Annotated in this window: 13 protein-coding genes; 8 read left to right on the top strand and 5 right to left on the bottom strand. The window is 65.9% G+C overall.

The window, feature by feature from the left end:
• Window positions 1-67 precede the first annotated feature (67 nt).
• Window positions 68-1,300, bottom strand: coding sequence for a Gfo/Idh/MocA family protein (locus K1Y73_RS01500; protein WP_225026141.1), 1,233 nt, complete (start codon window positions 1,298-1,300; stop codon window positions 68-70).
• A 524-nt stretch (window positions 1,301-1,824) separates the two neighbouring features.
• On the opposite strand from K1Y73_RS01500, the gene K1Y73_RS01495 reads away from it, so the two are divergent.
• Window positions 1,825-3,951 carry a Wzz/FepE/Etk N-terminal domain-containing protein gene (locus tag K1Y73_RS01495; protein ID WP_225026140.1) on the top strand — a complete coding sequence of 709 codons (2,127 nt, stop codon included), beginning with the start codon at window positions 1,825-1,827 and terminating at the stop codon, window positions 3,949-3,951.
• Here the strand turns inward: K1Y73_RS01495 and K1Y73_RS01490 are convergent.
• Window positions 3,936-4,727 carry a metallophosphoesterase gene (locus K1Y73_RS01490; protein ID WP_225026139.1) on the bottom strand — a complete coding sequence of 264 codons (792 nt, stop codon included), beginning with the start codon at window positions 4,725-4,727 and terminating at the stop codon, window positions 3,936-3,938. The two genes, K1Y73_RS01495 and K1Y73_RS01490, sit on opposite strands and share 16 nt — an antisense overlap.
• A gap of 194 nt (window positions 4,728-4,921) precedes the next feature.
• Here K1Y73_RS01490 and K1Y73_RS01485 point away from each other — a divergent pair, with 194 nt between their 5' ends.
• The 4 genes from K1Y73_RS01485 to K1Y73_RS01470 all read left to right on the top strand — a co-directional run bounded on the left by K1Y73_RS01485 (window position 4,922) and on the right by K1Y73_RS01470 (window position 10,597).
• Entirely contained in the window at window positions 4,922-7,027 is a 2,106-nt protein-coding gene (locus K1Y73_RS01485) for a YjbH domain-containing protein (RefSeq protein WP_225026138.1), read from the top strand.
• Entirely contained in the window at window positions 7,024-7,647 is a 624-nt protein-coding gene (locus K1Y73_RS01480) for a YjbF family lipoprotein (RefSeq protein WP_225026137.1), read from the top strand. The genes K1Y73_RS01485 and K1Y73_RS01480 overlap by 4 nt, the downstream gene beginning before the upstream one ends.
• Window positions 7,644-9,008: a polysaccharide biosynthesis/export family protein gene (locus K1Y73_RS01475; protein WP_225026136.1), complete on the top strand. Its 1,365-nt coding sequence runs from the start codon at window positions 7,644-7,646 to the stop codon at window positions 9,006-9,008. The genes K1Y73_RS01480 and K1Y73_RS01475 overlap by 4 nt, the downstream gene beginning before the upstream one ends.
• A 227-nt stretch (window positions 9,009-9,235) precedes the next feature.
• Window positions 9,236-10,597 (top strand): FAD-dependent oxidoreductase, encoded by a 1,362-nt coding sequence (locus K1Y73_RS01470; protein WP_225026135.1) that lies wholly within the window; start codon window positions 9,236-9,238, stop codon window positions 10,595-10,597.
• A 202-nt stretch (window positions 10,598-10,799) separates the two neighbouring features.
• On the opposite strand, the gene K1Y73_RS01465 is transcribed toward K1Y73_RS01470, so the two are convergent.
• Window positions 10,800-11,972, bottom strand: a complete 1,173-nt coding sequence (locus K1Y73_RS01465; protein WP_225026134.1) for an NAD(P)/FAD-dependent oxidoreductase — start codon at window positions 11,970-11,972, stop codon at window positions 10,800-10,802.
• Between the two features lie 108 nt (window positions 11,973-12,080).
• On the opposite strand from K1Y73_RS01465, the gene K1Y73_RS01460 reads away from it, so the two are divergent.
• Window positions 12,081-12,869, top strand: coding sequence for a LuxR family transcriptional regulator (locus tag K1Y73_RS01460; RefSeq protein WP_225026133.1), 789 nt, complete (start codon window positions 12,081-12,083; stop codon window positions 12,867-12,869).
• Window positions 12,870-13,224: 355 nt separating this feature from the next.
• Here K1Y73_RS01460 and tsf read toward each other — a convergent pair whose 3' ends face one another.
• Together tsf and rpsB are read right to left on the bottom strand one after the other, a co-directional pair.
• Window positions 13,225-14,133, bottom strand: a complete 909-nt coding sequence (tsf, locus tag K1Y73_RS01455) for a translation elongation factor Ts (RefSeq protein ID WP_225026132.1) — start codon at window positions 14,131-14,133, stop codon at window positions 13,225-13,227.
• A 102-nt stretch (window positions 14,134-14,235) separates the two neighbouring features.
• Window positions 14,236-15,000: a 30S ribosomal protein S2 gene (gene rpsB / locus K1Y73_RS01450; RefSeq protein WP_225026131.1), complete on the bottom strand. Its 765-nt coding sequence runs from the start codon at window positions 14,998-15,000 to the stop codon at window positions 14,236-14,238.
• A gap of 237 nt (window positions 15,001-15,237) precedes the next feature.
• On the opposite strand from rpsB, the gene K1Y73_RS01445 reads away from it, so the two are divergent.
• Together K1Y73_RS01445 and K1Y73_RS01440 are read left to right on the top strand one after the other, a co-directional pair.
• The gene (locus tag K1Y73_RS01445) at window positions 15,238-16,128 is read left to right on the top strand and encodes a PfkB family carbohydrate kinase (RefSeq protein ID WP_225026130.1); all 891 of its coding nucleotides are present in this window, start codon (window positions 15,238-15,240) and stop codon (window positions 16,126-16,128) included.
• Window positions 16,125-17,039 carry a pseudouridine-5'-phosphate glycosidase gene (locus K1Y73_RS01440; protein WP_225026129.1) on the top strand — a complete coding sequence of 305 codons (915 nt, stop codon included), beginning with the start codon at window positions 16,125-16,127 and terminating at the stop codon, window positions 17,037-17,039. Before K1Y73_RS01445 ends, K1Y73_RS01440 begins: the two co-directional genes overlap by 4 nt.
• The last annotated feature ends 41 nt before the right edge of the window (window positions 17,040-17,080 follow it).

Raw genomic sequence — 17,080 nt, 5'->3', positions numbered from 1 at the left:
GGCACACCTGCAAGGCAGAGTTGAATTGGCGCGTGCCGCCGCCGGTCCGGCCGAGAGCCGGGAAGGCTCAGGGTCGAATCGAGCCCGGAAGCGGTCCGATCGGGGTAAAGCTCGTGCTGGGCCGAAGCGCGATCCCGTTTGGTCCCGCGCCCTGGATCAACAGAGTCAACTCGTTGAGATGCAAAAGAAAATCTGGCGAAAGCAACTGCGGCCGCCCGGCCTTAAGCTCTTGCGCCATCTCGGCCACGCCGATCAGCTTGTCTTGAGCATAAACTTCGCGCCGACGCAACCATTCGACAAGCCGCTGCTTCAGGGTCGACCGGATCTGCTGATCCTTCTCGACCGCCGCCGACTTCCAGTTCTTCACCAGCTTCTGCCGCTTGCCGCCAATGCCGAACAGCCGCCCCAGCAGCGGATGCGCCCGCAGCGTGTGCAGCTTGCGCGCGCTGAGGCTGCGCTTGGTGAAACGCTCCAGATAGACCGGCGACTGGTAATGGCGGTAGCTGTCGGCGCTGACCTCGCCCGCATCGCCGATCACCCGCATGCGGTGGTCGCGGGGGGCGACGACGCTGCAGGTGATGCGCGCGCTGGCGCCATTGGCGAAGGACAGGCAGGCCACGGAATAATCCGGCGTGCCGGAATGGCCGGGCACCAGGGGCGATTTGTCGGGCAGAAGCTCGGCCGAGAAGGCGGTGACCGAAACCGCCGGGCCCAGAAGCCCGCAGATCCAGACCAGGTGATAGCCGACATGTTCGAAGGTGCAGCCTTCATGGATCTCTTCGGCCACCGGCCAGGGCGCGCCGGTGGCGCTGCGCACCTTCTCGAATTCCATCAGATGGATCGGGTTGTCGTCCAGTTCGGCATAGATCAGCCGCGGCGTGCCGATCCTGCCCTGTTCGACCGCGTCGTAGATCGTTCGGACACTGTCGCTGAAGATGTTGCTGGGTGCGGCGTACAGCCGGACGCCCTGCTTTTCTGCAAGTGCGAAAAGTTCACGCGATTGCGCAAGATCGGTGGTCAGAGGCTTCTCGGAATAGACATGCTTGCCACGCAACAGCGCCTGCTTCGACACCTCATAGTGCGAGCCGATATTGGTCAGGTTGACCACGACGTCAACTTTGGGGTCGGACAGCAGGCTGTCATAGCTGTCATAGGTCTTGAAACCGTAATGCGCCGCGACCCGCTGCATCCGGTCGGGCTTCAGGTCATAGACCCCCTGAATCACCAGTTCGGGATGCGCGCGAACCGTCTTCATGTAAATGTCGAACACGAAACCGCACCCTACGAATGCAATGTTCATTCGGCCTCGGCCTCCATCAAGTCCCTGATATGGCGAACCTTTGGCAGGCCATGTTTGCGCGCAAGCTGAAGGCGGGGCGCAGGGCTGTCAAGCCTGTCGCCCGTCCTGGCCCCCGGCTGACAGGGTTTTTTATCGTTTTCATGAAATAGTAAGCGCTGCCGCGATTTTTCTGGCAGAGGCGTTGCCTTTCCTGCACAGCGGCGCCTTCGCGGGGCTTGGCCAGGCCGCGCGCACGGCGGGGCAGGGCGCCCGGGATCCGCCGCGATCCCCCGGGGTCGATCCGGCTTGCTGGGTTGCGGATTCGTTGGGCGATTCTACCGATGGTTGCAATTCAAACGCCCGCCACGCGCCGGAAATGCGTGATTTGTTCTGCCCGAGTTTGCGGCGACTGCACAATAATCTGCGCGAAACTCGGCCGGCTCGCAACCTCAGGGGGTGCATGTGTGTGGACAGTCTCCTGACGCCTGTCTAATGGTAAACCCGATCTGCCAGCCTTTCCGACCCCTGCAAATTTTTGGTATTTGATGAACAAACATCATATCGAGCTCGCCGACGATCAGGACACTGTTCTCGACCTCGGGGCTATGGTGACGACACTTTGGCGCGGACGCTGGCTTTTCCTGCTTGTCACCGCGCTGTTCTGCCTGATCGGCGGTCTTTATGCCTTCGTGCTGGCGGTGCCCAGCTATCAGGCCAGCGTCACGCTGGTTCTGGACACACGGACCGAACAAGTCGTTGATTTTGAAAGTGTCGTCGGCTCGTTGCGCGCCGATTCGACCGCGATCAACACCGAAGTCGAAGTGCTGAGCAGCCGCGCGCTGCTGGGGCAGGTCGTGGACAAGCTGGATCTGGTCAATGATCCCGAATTCAACGCGCTGCTTGCCCCGCCGACGCTGCGGCAAAAGGCGGCGGGGGGGCTGGTCTCGCTGGTCTCGGGCTCTGCTGACCCGGCCGAGCCGCCGCCCAGCCCGCAGATCATCCGCGAGCGGGTGATCGCCGTTCTGGCCGCGCGGGTGGCGGTCAGCAATATTCCCACCAGCGTGGTCTTCGAAGTCACCGTGCGCGCCGGCACGCCCGCGAAGGCGGCGCTGATCGCCAACACGCTGGCCGAACTTTACGTCACCAACCAGATCGCAACGAAATACCAGACGACCGAGCAGGCGACGCTGTGGCTGGCCGGCCGGGCGACGGAATTGCAGACCGAACTGGGCACGGCCGAGACCGAGCTGAAGGATTTCCGCGCCACAGCGACGATCACCGAGAAGGTGGCGCTGGCCGAATCCGACCAGCAGCTGTCGCGCCTGCGCGAACGGGTGACGGCGCAGACCAGCAAGGCTGCGATGACGTCGGCGCGGTTTGAACGGTTGGCGGCGGCGAAGACGCCGCAGGAAAAGCTGGCCGCCGCCAGCGATGCGGTGCTGCAGGGCATTTTCGAGGCCACGGCGCCGGGCGGGGATGAAACCCTGAAACAGGCGAATTTCGACCGCCGTTTCAACGAATTGCTGGCCGTCGCGCGGCAAGAGGCCGACCGCGACCGGATCCAGCTGGACTCGCTTCGCACCTCGCTGACCACGCTTGAGGAAAGCGTGCGCAAGCAGACCGAAGACCTGATCCGGCTGGACGAGCTGACGCGCAAGGTCGATGCGGTGCGGCTGCTGTACGAATATTTCCAGGGTCGTTTGCGCGAAACCTCGGTGCAGCAGGGCCTGCAGCGCGCGGATTCGCGGGTGCTGTCGGCCGCCGTTCCGCCCGAGCGTCCGGCCTCGCCGCAGAAGGCGCGGATCATGGCCGCGTCGCTGGTTCTGGGCGGGCTGGTCGCGATCGGCTTCATCTTCCTGCGCGACATGCGCCGCCGGGTGGCCGTCACCGCGGCCGAGCTGGAGATGGGCGTGGGCTATCCGGTGCTGGGCACGGTGCCCTTGCTGCAGGGCCGCCGCACGCGCGAAATGCTCAGCCTGCTGGCCGGCCGGCCCACGTCGTTCGCGGCCGAAAGCGTGCGCAACCTGCGCACCTCGCTGATCCTGCGCGGCGCCTCGGGCGCGCCCAAGGTGATCGTCGTCACCTCGGCCATGCCGAACGAGGGCAAGACCACGCTCTCGGCGGTGCTGACCCAGGCGCTGGCCGGGATCGACCGGCGCGTGCTGCTGATCGATGCCGACCTGCGGCGCCGCACGATCACCCGCGAACTGGTGCCGGCCGACGTGAAGAAGGGCGTCCATGCCATGGTGCTGGCGCAGGAATGGATCGACGGGATCGCCTATCACGACCCCGATCTTGACGCTGACATGATCCCGGCGGAAGACAGCCGGATCAGCGCCTCGGACACGCTGTCTTCGGGTGGGTTCGAGCGGCTTCTGGCGGCCGCGCGGGATCGCTACGATTTCATCGTGGTCGACGCTCCGCCGCTGCTGCTGCTGCCCGATGCACGGCTGATGGCGAAATTCGCCGATGCGGTGCTGATGGCGGCGCGCTGGAACAAGTCGAACCTGCCGCAGGTCCGCGCCGCGGCGCGGCTGCTGGAAAAGGACGCGCAGGCCCAGCTGACCGGCCTCGTGCTGACCATGGCCAATCCCAAGGCGATCGCCCGCTATGGCGACCCCGAGGGCTATTATGCCAGCGGCCGGGTGATGAAGACCTATTTCCGCGAATAGGCCGACAGGAAGCGCGGCCTTTCGTCCAGGCCGAAGACCGCGGCCGACAGGACGCCCGTCGCATAGGCGCCGGTGTCGATGCAGATCCTGTCCCGGATGATCTCACATTCGGGGCGGATCGTGTGGCCATGCACGATCCACAGCCCATCGCCCCGGGCCTGGTCGGGCCAGTGGCGGTTGCCCCAGATCAGATCCTGCTCGCTTTGCTCTTCCAAGGGCAGGCGCGGATCGGCGCCGGCATGGACGGCCACGACATTGCCGCTTTGCCACCACAGCGGCAGATCGCGCAGCCAGTCGATCACCGCCGGATCAATCGCGTCGCGCACCTGATCGCGCAAGGCGACCATCGCCGGGGCGCCGCCGGTCATGGTCAGGCCGCGCAGGCCCAGGCTTTCGATCATCTGCAACCCGCCATGCGACAGCCAGGCCGAGCCATGCCGCGCCGGGTCGTCGATGAAGGCGAGAAACATGCTTTCGTGATTGCCCAGCACGCTGAAGACCCGCGCCCCCTCGACCGTGGCCTCGGCGTGAATGGCGGCAAGCACGCTGGCCGATTGCGGGCCGCGGTCGATCAGATCGCCCACGAAGACGACCGGCAGGTCCGAGGACAGCGCATCGATCTGCGACAGAAGATCCAGCATCAGCGTGCCGCAGCCATGCACGTCGCCGATGACGGCGAAGGGGCCTTCGGGGGCGATGGGCGCAAGGGCAGGCTGCTCTGCTGGTTCCTGCGCAGCACGGTTTTTCCGCAGGGCTTTGCCAAAGAGACTCAACATGTCACAAGTCCTGATTTTGTGCGGACCTGACGGATTTTCGGCTTCTCGGCAAATCGCGTTCCTGTTATCCGGCTTACAACCGGGGCGCGTGTCGCCTGGCGTCATGCCACGGTCTTATTGCCCGGTCTTAATGATTGTCCACAGTTGCGCATAACTCACGTCCAGAACAAGCTCAACTTGCCGGACAGGACTGAATGACTCATAGATTTGCAGGGTTTACCCTGGCGTGCATTTCCCTGACAGCCCTTGCGGCGCCGGCTGCGGCCGAACAGGTCAACCTTTCCTTCTACGGCACGCCCGGGCTGATCGACATGCCCAGTGCGGTGATGATGCCGGATGGCGATCTGGCCTTTACCGTGACACGGGCGGGGGGAAGCCAGCGCAACACGCTGACCTTCCAGATCACGCCGCGGCTGTATGGCAGCTTCCGCTACGCCATCATCGACGGCTATGAAACCGATGGCGGCGACCGCTTCGACCGCAGCTTCGACGTGACCTATCTGATGATCGAAGAGGGCCGGTTCCGGCCCGCCATTGCCGTGGGTCTGCGCGATTTCGCCGGCACCGGGATCTACAGCAGCGAATTCGTCGCGGCGACGAAATCCTTCGGCCCGAAGTTCCGCCTGACCGGCGGGATCGGCTGGGGCCGCCTGGGCGAGCGCAACAGTTTCGACAACCCGCTTGGCGTCTTCGGCGATTATTTCGACACGCGGCCGGCTTCGGGCACGGGCGGAATCAGCCAGACCGGACGGCTGGATTTCGACAACTGGTTCCGCGGTCCCGCGGCGCTGTTCGCCGGGCTGGAATACATGCCGAACGACCGCACGCGGTTCGTGATCGAATATTCCTCGGATGAATACAGTCGCGAATCCGGCCGCGGGGTGATCGACCAGAAATCGCCGCTGAACTTCTCGGTCAGCCACCGGCTGAAGAACGGCATCGACCTGGAACTGAGCTATCTCTACGGCACCGAGATCGGGCTGCGCTTCAGCTATGTGATCGACCCGCGCCGGCCGGCCGGCGGGGCAGGGATCGAATCCGCGCCCGAACCGATCCGGCCGCGCGATGCGGTGGCGGCGGCAAGCTGGGGTCTGGATGATCGCGGGCGCTGGCAGGGCAGCGGCAGCGACCGGCTGCGCACCCGGCTGGAAGCCCAGGATCTGCGTTTCGAAGGGATGGAGCGCGAAGGGTCGACCCTGACGCTGTATATCGGCAACGGACATTACGGCGCGCCCGCGCAGGCGGTTGGCCGCGCGGCGCGGGTTCTGGCCAATGTGGCGCCGCCCGAGGTGGAGACCTTCCGCATCGTCACGGTCGAGAACGGCATCGCGCTGAATTCGGTCACGCTGGCGCGGCGCGACCTTGAGGCGCAGGAATTCGCCCTGGATGGCAGCTGGGACAGTTTTGCCCTGGCGCGGATCGACGATGGCTATGGTCTGACCGCGGTCGAGCCGCGGCCGCGCTTCAGCTACGATCTGCGCCCCTATCTGGACCCGTCCTTCTTCGATCCCGACAATCCGCTGCGCGCCGACCTGGGGCTGCAGCTGCAGGCCAGCTGGTCGCCGACCGCGCATCTGGTCTTTGCCGGCGGCTTGCGCCTGCCGCTGGCCGGCAATCTGGACAGCTCGACCCGCGCCTCGGATTCGATCCTGCCGCATGTGCGGTCGGATTTCGCGATCTATGACCGCGAAACCGATATCGGCCTGACCTATCTGACCGGCGAATACTTCTTCCGTCCCGGCCAGAACCTGTATGGGCGGGTGACGGCAGGCTATCTGGAGCGGATGTATGCCGGCCTGTCGACCGAAGTGCTGTGGCGCCCCAGCCAGGGGCGGCTCGCACTGGGGGCCGAGATGAACTATGCCGTGCAGCGCGATTTCGACGGCGGCTTCGGCCTGCAGGACTATGATATCGCGACGGGCCATGCCTCGGCCTATTACGATTTCGGCAAGGGCTATCTGGCCCAGGTCGATGTGGGGCGCTATCTGGCCGGCGATTACGGCGCCACGCTGACCTTGAAGCGCGAATTCGCCAACGGATTCACCGTCGGCGGTTTCATGACCCTGACCGACGTGTCCTTCGACGATTTCGGCGAAGGCTCGTTCGACAAGGGCGTGATGGTCACCATTCCGATCGCCTGGCTGTCCGGCCGGCCCTCGACCGACGGGTTCACCACCGTGCTGCGGCCGGTGCTGCGCGATGGCGGGGCGCGGCTTGAGGTGCGCAACCGGCTGTACGAGGTCACCTCGGGCCATGTCCAAAGCGATCTGCAAGACGATTGGGGGCGGTTCTGGCGATGAGGGGCTTGCGTCTTCTGGGGGCGGGGCTCGCGCTGGCCGCCCTGGCCGGCTGCGGCAGCAATGGCAGCCCGTTCGACCGGCTTTTGCACAAATCCCAGCCCAGCCCGCGCTTTCTGGCGCTGCATCAGGCCGGTGCTCCGGTCCTGTCGGTGAACATCCTCAACCGCAAGGCGCTGGCGGTGATGTTCCTGGAAACCCGGCGGGCCGGGGTGGAAAGCTGGATCAGCGCCGATGGCGTGGCGTTGCAGACGGCGGACGGCTTTCTGGTCGGCGCCCGCGGCATGGGCGACGAGTTGATGAGCGCCGATGTCTCGGCCAGCCGGGCGCTGGTTCTGGCCGGACGGGCAGGGCAGGCGCAACGCTTCCATTCGATGCTGGACGGCAACAACCAGATCCGCACCCGCAGCTTTGTCTGTGACATCAGCCTGCGCGGTCCGCGCGAGTTGGATGAACGCGGCGCGAAGGTCACGGTGCGGTTGATGCAGGAAGACTGCCACAACCCCGAATTCAGCTTCAGCAATCTGTATTGGGTCACCCAGTCGGGAGCCCGGATCATTCAGTCCCGGCAATGGCTTGGCCCATATACCGGCTCTATTTCGATGCGAAAGGTCACCGAATGAAGAAGTCTCTGGTCAACGGCCCGGCGGCGCGATCGGGCCTGGCCGCGGCGCTGTTCGCCCTGGCCGGCTGCGGTGCGATCTATACGAGCCCCGAAGTCGGCACCTCGGATGACAAGGTTCGCGTGGTCGACATCACCGCCGAAACCGCGATGCAGGCCAATCGCAGCGCCTATGAACCCAAGGCCCTGCCCGAGGTCTTCTTCGCCAATGCGGGCTATGGCAGCCCGCGCGGCATTGGCGCCTTGCCCGAGCCGGTCTCGGCCCCGGATTTCGACGCCTCGGCCGAGGTCGAGCGCCTGCCGCCCACGCCCGAACCCGGCCCCTACCGGATCGGCCGCGGTGACGTGATCGCCGTTTCGCTGCCCAGCGTGGTGATCACCGGCAGCGCCTCGGACCCCTCGCTGATGCGGCGGGGCGAATATGCGGTGCAGGATGACGGCGCGATCTCGCTGCCCGATATCGGCCGGCTGTCGGTGGGCGGTCTGACGCTGAGCGAGGCCGAAGCCGCGCTGTTCCAGCGGCTGGTCGACCGGCAAATGTCGCCGACCTTCTCGATCGAAGTGTCGCAATTTGTGTCGTCGCGCGTGGCGATCGGCGGGGCGGTGCGGGCGCCCGGAACCCAGCCCGTGGGCCTGACCCCGCTTTACCTGGACGAGGCGCTCAGCCAGGCGGGCGGCGTGGACTCGAACGACGAAGGCTCGATCGTGGTGCGGCTGTTCCGCGATGGCGAGTTGTATACCGTCCCGCTGAAATCGGTCTATGCCCCCTCGGGCAAGGCGCGGGTCCGGCTGGTGGCGGGCGACAGCGTCTTTGTCGATCTTGGCTCGGACCTGACCCAGGCCCAGGCCTATTTCGCCGAACAGATCAAGGTGGCCGAGCTGCGCCAGTCGGCGCGGCAGGCGGCGCTGGAGGAACTGGCCTCGGAAATCGCGATCCGGCGCGGCACGCTTGAGGAAGAGCGCAGCAATTTCTCGACCCGGATGCAGCTGGATGCGGTCGATCGCGATTATGTCTATCTGACCGGCGAAGTGGGCAAGCAGGGCCGCTATCCGCTGCCCTTCGGCAAGCGCGCGACGCTGGCGGACGCGCTTTATGGCGAGGGCGGCGGGGTGCGGCCGGAAACCGGCGACGTGTCGCAGATCTATGTGCTGCGCGGCTCGGACGATCCGCGGGCCTTCGGGGCGGTCACGGCCTGGCAGTTGGACACGCGCGAGGCCACGCATCTGGTTCTGGCCACGAAATTCGAGCTGCGGCCGAATGACGTGATCTTCATCGCCGAACAGCCGGTGACGCGCTGGGGCCGCGTGATCAAGCAGATCACCCCCACGCTGATCGCCACATCGGTCAACGCCGCGCAATAGCGGCCGGGAACCGGCCGGAACGGGGCAGGGCGCGCGGATCCGCGCGCCCTTTTCCGTCTGCGCGCAGGCCCGCGCGAAGATCGTTCAAATGCAGCACATCTTTCGGTGCGAAGCGAAGACGCCCGCGATGGCATTAGCCATTGGGTCACCAATTTGCGCCTAGGATTTCGGGGTGTTTCAACCGGACGTCCGGTTCCGACCGGGCGGGGGGCCGTTGCGGAGGCCAAATGACGGCAGGTCTTTCTAGAGCGAAACCCGGGCGCGATCCGGTGCTGATCCTTGGGGCGGGTATTGCCGGCCTCGGCGCCGCGCGCGGCCTGTCGTCGCGCGGGCATGAAATCGTGGTGATCGACGCGGCCAGCGAAGTTGGCGGCACGCATCGCTCGCGGGTGATCGGGCCCTATACATTCGATGTGGGCAGCATCTTCTATGAAGACGATGCGCTGGTCTTCCGCATCTTCCCCGGGCTGCGCGATCTGTGCCCGGTGGTGCGTCGGGTCGAACGACGGTTGACGCCCGAAGCCGGTCTGGTGGATTTCCCGCTGGGGGCCGCCGATCTGGCGGCGCCCGGCCGGCTCCACCGGCTTGCAGCCCAGCTGTCCCTGGGGTGGAGCAAGCTGACCCGACATGGCGACGGATCGCTGGAAGGCGCCTGCGTCGCAAGGCTCGGCCGGCATTTCTACGAGGATTCGGGGCTGAAATCCTATCTGGAACGCATCAACCATGTGCCGCCCGCAGAGGTGGATCAGGAATTCTACGCCCATCGGCTGGGCTTTCTGCAGGGCTGTCCCCGGCAGCCCGCCATGCCGGGGGCCTTCTGGCCGCGCCGGCACCGGCCCGGGCCACGCAGCCTGCGGGTGCGCCCCTCGGAAGGATTCGAGGCGCTGTTCGATCCGGCGCGGCGCATGCTGGATGCGGCTGGCGTGCGCATCGAACTGGGTGCCGAAATCCGCCGGATTCGCAAGATCGGCGACCTGTTCGAGGTGGAAACGGCGTCGCGCAGCTTCCGCGGCTGCGCGGTGGTCAATGCCATGCCGCTGGCAGCCTGTCACAAGGCGGTGTTCGGCACGGAAAGCGGTTTGCAAAGCCTTGATCTGATGACGCTTTTCGTCTCGGCCAAGCGCTTGCCCGCAGCCATGGGCAATGTGGTGCAGAACTTCCATCCGCAGGGGCGCTGGAATCGTGCGACGATCTATTCGCGGATCTATCCAGGCCTTGGGGCAGGGCGCGAATTCCTGTCGGTCGAAGTCACGCTTCCGCCTGAAACGCCCCCCGATCCCGCCGCCGCATATGACGATTTCGCCCGCCATGTCTGCGGTCTGGGCCTTGGGATCGAAGGATTGCGTCTGGAAGGCCATGATCTGGTGCCCCAGGCCTATCCGTTCACGCCGCTTGGCCAGGCGCAGGCGGCGGCTCCGGTGCTGGAGGCGCTGGAGGCGTTTGGCATCGTCTCGGTCGGGCGTCAGGGTCGGTTCGAATATCTGCCGACCGCAACCGGCGTGCTGCGTCGGGTGAATGAGGAACTGGCGCTGGCCAGCGCGCGGTTGCAGCTGCGCAGCAGCAATCCGCCGCGGGCGGTACAGGCCTGAGCCGATCCCGAACCCGTCGCGCGCCACTGGGCGGCTATGATGGAAGAATTGCGCAAAGACAGGCCGTCAGGGCAGTCGGAAAGTCTGCCAACGGCCTTTGAAGCAGGCCAGCTTACAGGGGGCCGGATCTTCTGAGGATCCGGTCATCCAATTTTCGCATAATCAGTATTATGTAAATAAATCGTTAACCGGGCGCGCGGCGCTAGACGATCGCGCGTTCCACAATCGGCCGGCCGGCCTGAACCCTGTCATAGGATAGCTCTGACAGATCAAGGCTTTGCCAGCCCCCGTTCAGAATATGCTCGGCCGTGCCCCGACCCAGCGCTGGCGATTGCTGCAGGCCATGACCCGAGAAGCCATTCAGCAGATACAGGTTCGGCAGCGCCGGATGCGGCCCCAGGATCGCGTTCTGATCCAGTGTGTTGTAATCGTAATGCCCGACCCAGTGCCGCACGACCTTGACCGCGTCGAAGCCCGGGCATCGGGCGTAAAGCGGCTCCCAGATTGCCTCTTCGAACAGATGAAGATCCGGCTCGAAGTCATCGGGATCGCAGGCGGAATCCGAATCGGGCACGGTCGCTGTGATCCAATGGCCCTGTTCGGGCCGCATGTAGAAGGCCCGGTCGATCAGCAAGGGTCCGTCGGGATGGCGCGCATTCGGCGCGTCGATCACGAAGACGGTGCGCTTGCGCGGCTCGACCGGCAGATCCAGCCCGGCCCAACGCAGCACCTGGGCGCCGCGCGTGCCGGCGGCATTGACCACGGCGCCGCAGGACACCAGCCCGCGCCCCGCGATCTCGACCCCGGTCACCCGGCCGGCATTCACCGCAAGACCCACCGCCTCGGCCTTCTCGAACCGCGCGCCCTGGGCCCGCGCGGCATTCCGGAACCCGGCAAGCAGCCCCATATTGTCGAACCAGCCTTCGTCACGCGGCCCGAAACTGCCCGCGGCCAGATCCGACGTCTCGATCCAGGGAAAACGCGCGCCGACCTGGGCCGGCGTCCAGACCTCGGTCGCGGCCCCGCAGGCGCGCTGCATGGCCGCAAGTTCTTCCATCACCGGCTTCTGCGCCGGATCGGTGGTCAGGAACAGATAGCCATTCTCTTTCAGCCCCAGCGAGGCCACCTCGCCCGCAGGCCCCAGGCGTTCTGCAAAATTCCGGATGAAATCAACGCCGAAGCGTGAAATCTTCACGTTGGTCGGGTCTGAAAACTGCTGGCGCACCGACGCAACCGACAACGCCGTCGCCGCCCGCGCATAGCTGGGGTCGCGTTCGACCACCAGAACCTTCAACCCTGGCGCCATCTTGGTCAACCAGAAGGCCGTCGCAGCGCCCATTGCGGCACCGCCAATGATGATGACATCTTCCGTCATGTTTTTGCCAAGTCTCGACAGGGCCGATGCGTCTGAATATGACGGAGCGGGGATGAGGACAACGGGTTGCCGCGAGAATTGCCGCAGCAACATATGGAGGTTTGGTGCATGAGTGGAACTGCCATACTCAGTCGTCTTCGCCAGATCGGTGAGGCACAGTCGATCGATCAGGCCTGGTCGCTGGCGGCCGAGCATTACGCGTCGCTGGGCTTCGCGCGCCTGCTGTATGGCTTTACCCGGTTCCGCCATATCCGCACCATCGGCGATCCCGATGATGCGCTGATCCTGACCACCTGCGACGACGACTATGCGCAGCGCTATTTCAAGGGCGGCTTCTATGCCAAGGCGCCGGTGTTCCGCTGGGCTGAACGCAATTCCGGCGCCTGCACCTGGACCTGGGTGAAAGAGGCGTTCGAGGCCGGCCGCCTGTCGCCGGACGAGGTCGAGGCCGTAAAGTTCAACGTCTCGATGGGCGTTCTGGCCGGCATCTCGGTCAGCTTCCCCGAGGCCTCGGCGCGGTCGAAAGGCGCCATCGCGCTGATCGCCGATCCGGGACTCATGCATGACCGCGTCGAAGAGATCTGGGCCGAACACGCCGACGAGATTCTGTCGGTCGCCCATATGATGCATCTGCGCATCTGCCAGCTGCCGCAGCTGACCCGGGCCCGCGCGCTGTCGCCGCGCCAGCGCGAGGCGCTGGAATGGGTGGCCGATGGCAAGACCACCCAGGATGTCGCCCTGCTGATGGGTGTCAGCGCCGCGATGGTGGAAAAGCATCTGCGGCTTGCGCGCGAAGCGCTGGCGGTGGAAACCACGGCGCAGGCGGTCGCCAAGGGCGCGATGCTGAACATGATCTTCCAGTGCCCGCCCGAGCCGGTGGCCCAGGCGGCCCGCTAGCCCGGGCGTTCTGCCGAAAAGTACACAACCACAGGGTTGGTAAGGATTCCCGCACTCGCTTGACCCAGCGTCATACGCCACTGTGCGCCTGTTCCGAACCGGGTGACATTTCCCCAAGGAATTCATGATCGGGTGGCCGCCCTCTTGCGCTGCGACCCGGTCGACCGTTGCCCGCAGGCCATGCCTGCGGGACAGACCGGCCTGGCTGTCCTCATCCCCAAGGGTCAGGGCCGGACTGGAAAAGGCGCGGCCTTTCTGGGGAAGGCCGCGCCTTTTTTACTGCCTCTGCGGTGCCCGGAACGCAAAAGGGCCGCCCGACATGCGGACGGCCCCTGCCCCACCCCGAAGGGTTGGATCAGCCCTGAGCGATCTTCGCCACTTCGGCGGCGAAATCCTCTTCCTTCTTCTCGACGCCTTCTCCGACCATGATCCGCGCATAGCCGGTGATCTCGACCCCGGCCTCTTTGGCGGCCTGTTCGACCGTCAAATCGGGATTGATCACGAAGGCCTGGCCCAGCAGGGTGTTCTCGGCCAGGAACTTCTTCATCCGGCCCGGGATGATGTTGTTGTGGATCACCTGTTCGGGCTTCGGCTTGGCCGAGGTCGCATTTTCTTCCAGCGCCTTGGCGGTCTGCACCGCCAGCTCGCGCTCGACGATCGACGGGTCCAGCGTGGCTTCCGACAGCGACAGCGGCGAGGTCGCGGCGATATGCATCGCGAATTGCTTGCCGATCTCGGCCGCCTTGGCCTTGTCGCCGTTCAGCGCGACCAGCACGCCGATCTTGCCCATGCCGTCGGCCGCGGCGTTATGCACATAGGATACGACCGTATCGCCTTCCAGCACATGCAGGCGGCGGAAGGTCATGTTCTCGCCAATGCGCGCCACGGCTTCCTGGATCACGGTTTCAACCGTGGTGCCGTTCAGCGCCGCGGCCTTGACCACTTCGATCTCGTCGCCCGCGGTCAGCGCCACATTGGCCACTTCGCGCACCAGCGCCTGGAAATCGGCATTCTTGGCGACGAAGTCGGTTTCCGAGTTGATCTCGACCGCAACGCCGCGGCCATTCGACACGGCCACGCCCACCAGACCTTCGGCGGCCACGCGGTCGGCCTTCTTGGCGGCCTTGGCCAGGCCCTTGGTGCGCAGCCAGTCAACGGCGGCTTCCATGTCGCCATTGGTCTCGGTCAGCGCCTTCTTGGCATCCATCATCCCCGCGCCGGTCGAATCGCGCAGTTCCTTCACCATCGCTGCGGTGATCGTCATTTCATCTCTCCTCGGACATCCGGCCACGGCGGGGGCTAACCCCGCCGGGCAACAGGCTTGTGACAGATGGGCCAGGCCGAGGAACGGCCCTGCCCTTGTTCCTCAGGCCTCTTCGGCCGCCACGGCCTCTTCTTCCGGCTGGGCATCCAGCGCGCCCAGGTCGATGCCGGCAGCGCCCATCTGGGCCGACATGCCGTCCAGCGCCGCGCGGGCGACCAGATCGCAATACAGCGCAATGGCGCGGGCCGCGTCGTCATTGCCCGGGATGATGTGGCTCACGCCCTTGGGCGAGCAGTTGGTGTCGACCACGGCCACAACCGGGATGCCCAGCTTGTTGGCTTCCAGGATCGCCAGATCTTCCTTGCCCACGTCGATCACGAACAGCAGGTCCGGCAGGCCGCCCATTTCACGGATCCCACCCAGCGAGGCTTGCAGCTTCGCCTGGTCGCGTTCCATGTTCAGACGTTCCTTCTTGGTCAGGCCTTCGCCGCCCGCCGCCAGAACTTCGTCGATCTGCTTCAGACGCTGGATCGACTGGGAAACGGTCTTCCAGTTGGTCAGCGTGCCGCCCAGCCAGCGGTGGTTCATGTAATATTGCGCGCATTTTTCAGCGGCTTCGGCGACCGGCTTCTGGGCCTGACGCTTGGTGCCGACGAACAGGATGCGGCCGCCCTTGGCGACGGTGTCGCGCACGATCTTCAGCGCCTGGTCCAGCAGCGGGACGGTCTGCGTCAGGTCGACAATATGGATACCGTTGCGGTCGCCATAGATGTATTCGCCCATGCGCGGGTTCCAGCGCTGGGTCTGGTGGCCGTAGTGAACGCCAGCTTCAAGCAGCTGACGCATGGAAAACTCGGGGAGCGCCATGTCCAAATTCCTTTCCGGTTTGCGCCTCGGCAGGGTGTCTCAGGGTTGCCCCCAACCGGCGGACCAGCACGGGATTTCTCCCCGCATTGGCCCTCACCCAGCCTGTGAAGTGGCGCGCATATACAGCCGCCCTGCCCCGCTGGCAAGGCCGCCCGTCATATCCGCCTGAAATACGCCTGCGAAAGGCCGCCGATGCATCGGCTTGCACAGCGCCCGGGCTTGGGCGATGAAGCCGGCATGGCACCCGACATCCTTTGCATCGGTTCGGTCCTGTGGGACATCATCGGCCGCAGCCCTGCGGTCCTCAGGCTTGGCTCGGACGTGCCGGGCCGGATCACCCGCCTGCCGGGCGGCGTTGCGATGAACATCGCGATGACGCTGGCCCGCTTCGGGCTGCGCCCCGCGGTGCTGACCGCCATCGGCCGCGATCCCGAAGGGGACGAGCTGGCCGCCGCCTGCGCCCGGCTGGGGCTGGACATCGCCTATGCCTATCGGTCCGAGGATCTGCCCACCGACCGCTATATGGCGGTCGAAGGCGCGAACGGGCTGATTGCGGCCATTGCCGATGCGCATTCGCTGGAAGCGGCCGGCGACAAGGTGCTGCGACCCCTGGCCGATGGCCGGCTGGGCAGCGCCGCGACGCCCTGGGCGGGGCCGATCGCGCTGGATGGCAATTTGACCGAACAGCTTCTGGCCGAGATTGCCGTCTCGCCGCTGTTCGCCGCCGCCGATCTGCGCGTGGCGCCCGCCAGCCCCGGCAAGGCCGAGCGGCTGCGGCCGCTTCTGGCCCATCCCAGGGCCACGTTCTACGTGAACCTCGAAGAGGCGAACATCCTGTCCAAGGCCGGCGCCAGCACCGCCACCGCCGCGGCCGAGGCGCTGCTGGCCCGGGGCGCGGCCCGCGTTCTGGTAACCCAGGGCGGCAAGCCTGCCGCCGAGGGCCAGGCCGGCCAGGGTGTAATCGAAGGTTGCCCGCCTTCCGTTCTGGTCACCCGCGTCACCGGCGCGGGCGACACGTTCATGGCCGCCCATATCGTGGCCGAGCGCGAGGGCCAGTCCCGCCGCGCCGCGCTTGACGCTGCCCTTGCCGCTGCGGCGGCCTATGTATCCGGAGAAATCGGCTCGTGACCCTTCCCCTGACCTTCTCGCCCGAAGTCGCCCAGGCCCGCGCAAGCGGCGCGCCGCTGGTGGCGCTGGAATCGACCATCATCACCCATGGCATGCCCTTTCCGCAGAATGTCCAGACCGCCCGCGCGGTCGAGGATGCGGTGCGCGCCGGCGGCGCGGTGCCCGCGACCATGGCGATCCTGGACGGGCGCATCCATGCCGGGCTGACCTCGGCCCAGCTGGACACGCTGGGCCAGGCGCAGGGCGTGGCGAAACTGTCGCGCGCCGATCTGGCGGCCTGTCTGGCCACCGGCGGCACCGGCGCCACCACGGTTGCCGCGACGATGATCTGCGCGCGGCTGGCCGGGATCGAGACTTTCGCCACCGGCGGCATCGGCGGGGTGCATCGCGGCGCCGAGCTGAACTTCGACATCTCGGCCGATCTGATGGAACTGGCGCAGACCCCGGTCACTGTCGTCTGCGCCGGCGCCAAGGCGATTCTCGACCTGCCCAAGACGCTGGAAGTGCTGGAAACCCAGGGCGTGCCGGTCATTGCCTTCGGGCAAGACGATTTCCCCGCCTTCTGGTCGCGCTCGTCCGGGATGAAGGCGCCGCTGCGGATGGACCGGCCGGCCCAGATCGCGGCCGCGCATCGGATGCGCGCGGCCCTGGGCCTGCCGGGCGGCCAGCTGGTCGCCAATCCGATCCCGGTTGAGGCCGAAATCCCCTCGGCCGAGATCACGCCGCATATCGAAGCCGCCCTGGCCGAAGCCGAGGCGCAGGGCATTTCGGCCAAGGCGGTGACGCCCTTCCTGCTGCAGCGCATCTTCGAGTTGACCGAGGGCCGCTCGCTGGCCTCGAACATCGCGCTGGTGCTGAACAATGCCCGTCTTACTGCCCAAATCGCCTGCGAGTTGGTGAAACTGCCGTGAAATCTCGGGCCATTTCCGGTGCGCCCATTGCGCCTGCGGCA

It is taken from the genome of Xinfangfangia pollutisoli (assembly GCF_020179405.1).
GTDB lineage: Bacteria > Pseudomonadota > Alphaproteobacteria > Rhodobacterales > Rhodobacteraceae > Pseudogemmobacter > Pseudogemmobacter pollutisoli.
This window is presented reverse-complemented; position numbering and strand designations above follow the sequence as displayed.

Excerpts from the sequence above, each read along its gene's own strand:
- K1Y73_RS01445 (WP_225026130.1), top strand. The coding sequence starts at position 15,238 with ATGGCACCCGACATCCTTTGCATCGGTTCGGTCCTGTGGGACATCATC.
- K1Y73_RS01500 (WP_225026141.1), bottom strand. The coding sequence starts at position 1,300 with ATGAACATTGCATTCGTAGGGTGCGGTTTCGTGTTCGACATTTACATG.
- K1Y73_RS01465 (WP_225026134.1), bottom strand. The coding sequence starts at position 11,972 with ATGACGGAAGATGTCATCATCATTGGCGGTGCCGCAATGGGCGCTGCG.
- tsf (WP_225026132.1), bottom strand. The coding sequence starts at position 14,133 with ATGACGATCACCGCAGCGATGGTGAAGGAACTGCGCGATTCGACCGGC.
- rpsB (WP_225026131.1), bottom strand. The coding sequence starts at position 15,000 with ATGGCGCTCCCCGAGTTTTCCATGCGTCAGCTGCTTGAAGCTGGCGTT.
- K1Y73_RS01470 (WP_225026135.1), top strand. The coding sequence starts at position 9,236 with ATGACGGCAGGTCTTTCTAGAGCGAAACCCGGGCGCGATCCGGTGCTG.
- K1Y73_RS01475 (WP_225026136.1), top strand. The coding sequence starts at position 7,644 with ATGAAGAAGTCTCTGGTCAACGGCCCGGCGGCGCGATCGGGCCTGGCC.
- K1Y73_RS01485 (WP_225026138.1), top strand. The coding sequence starts at position 4,922 with ATGACTCATAGATTTGCAGGGTTTACCCTGGCGTGCATTTCCCTGACA.
- K1Y73_RS01460 (WP_225026133.1), top strand. The coding sequence starts at position 12,081 with ATGAGTGGAACTGCCATACTCAGTCGTCTTCGCCAGATCGGTGAGGCA.
- K1Y73_RS01490 (WP_225026139.1), bottom strand. The coding sequence starts at position 4,727 with ATGTTGAGTCTCTTTGGCAAAGCCCTGCGGAAAAACCGTGCTGCGCAG.
- K1Y73_RS01495 (WP_225026140.1), top strand. The coding sequence starts at position 1,825 with ATGAACAAACATCATATCGAGCTCGCCGACGATCAGGACACTGTTCTC.
- K1Y73_RS01480 (WP_225026137.1), top strand. The coding sequence starts at position 7,024 with ATGAGGGGCTTGCGTCTTCTGGGGGCGGGGCTCGCGCTGGCCGCCCTG.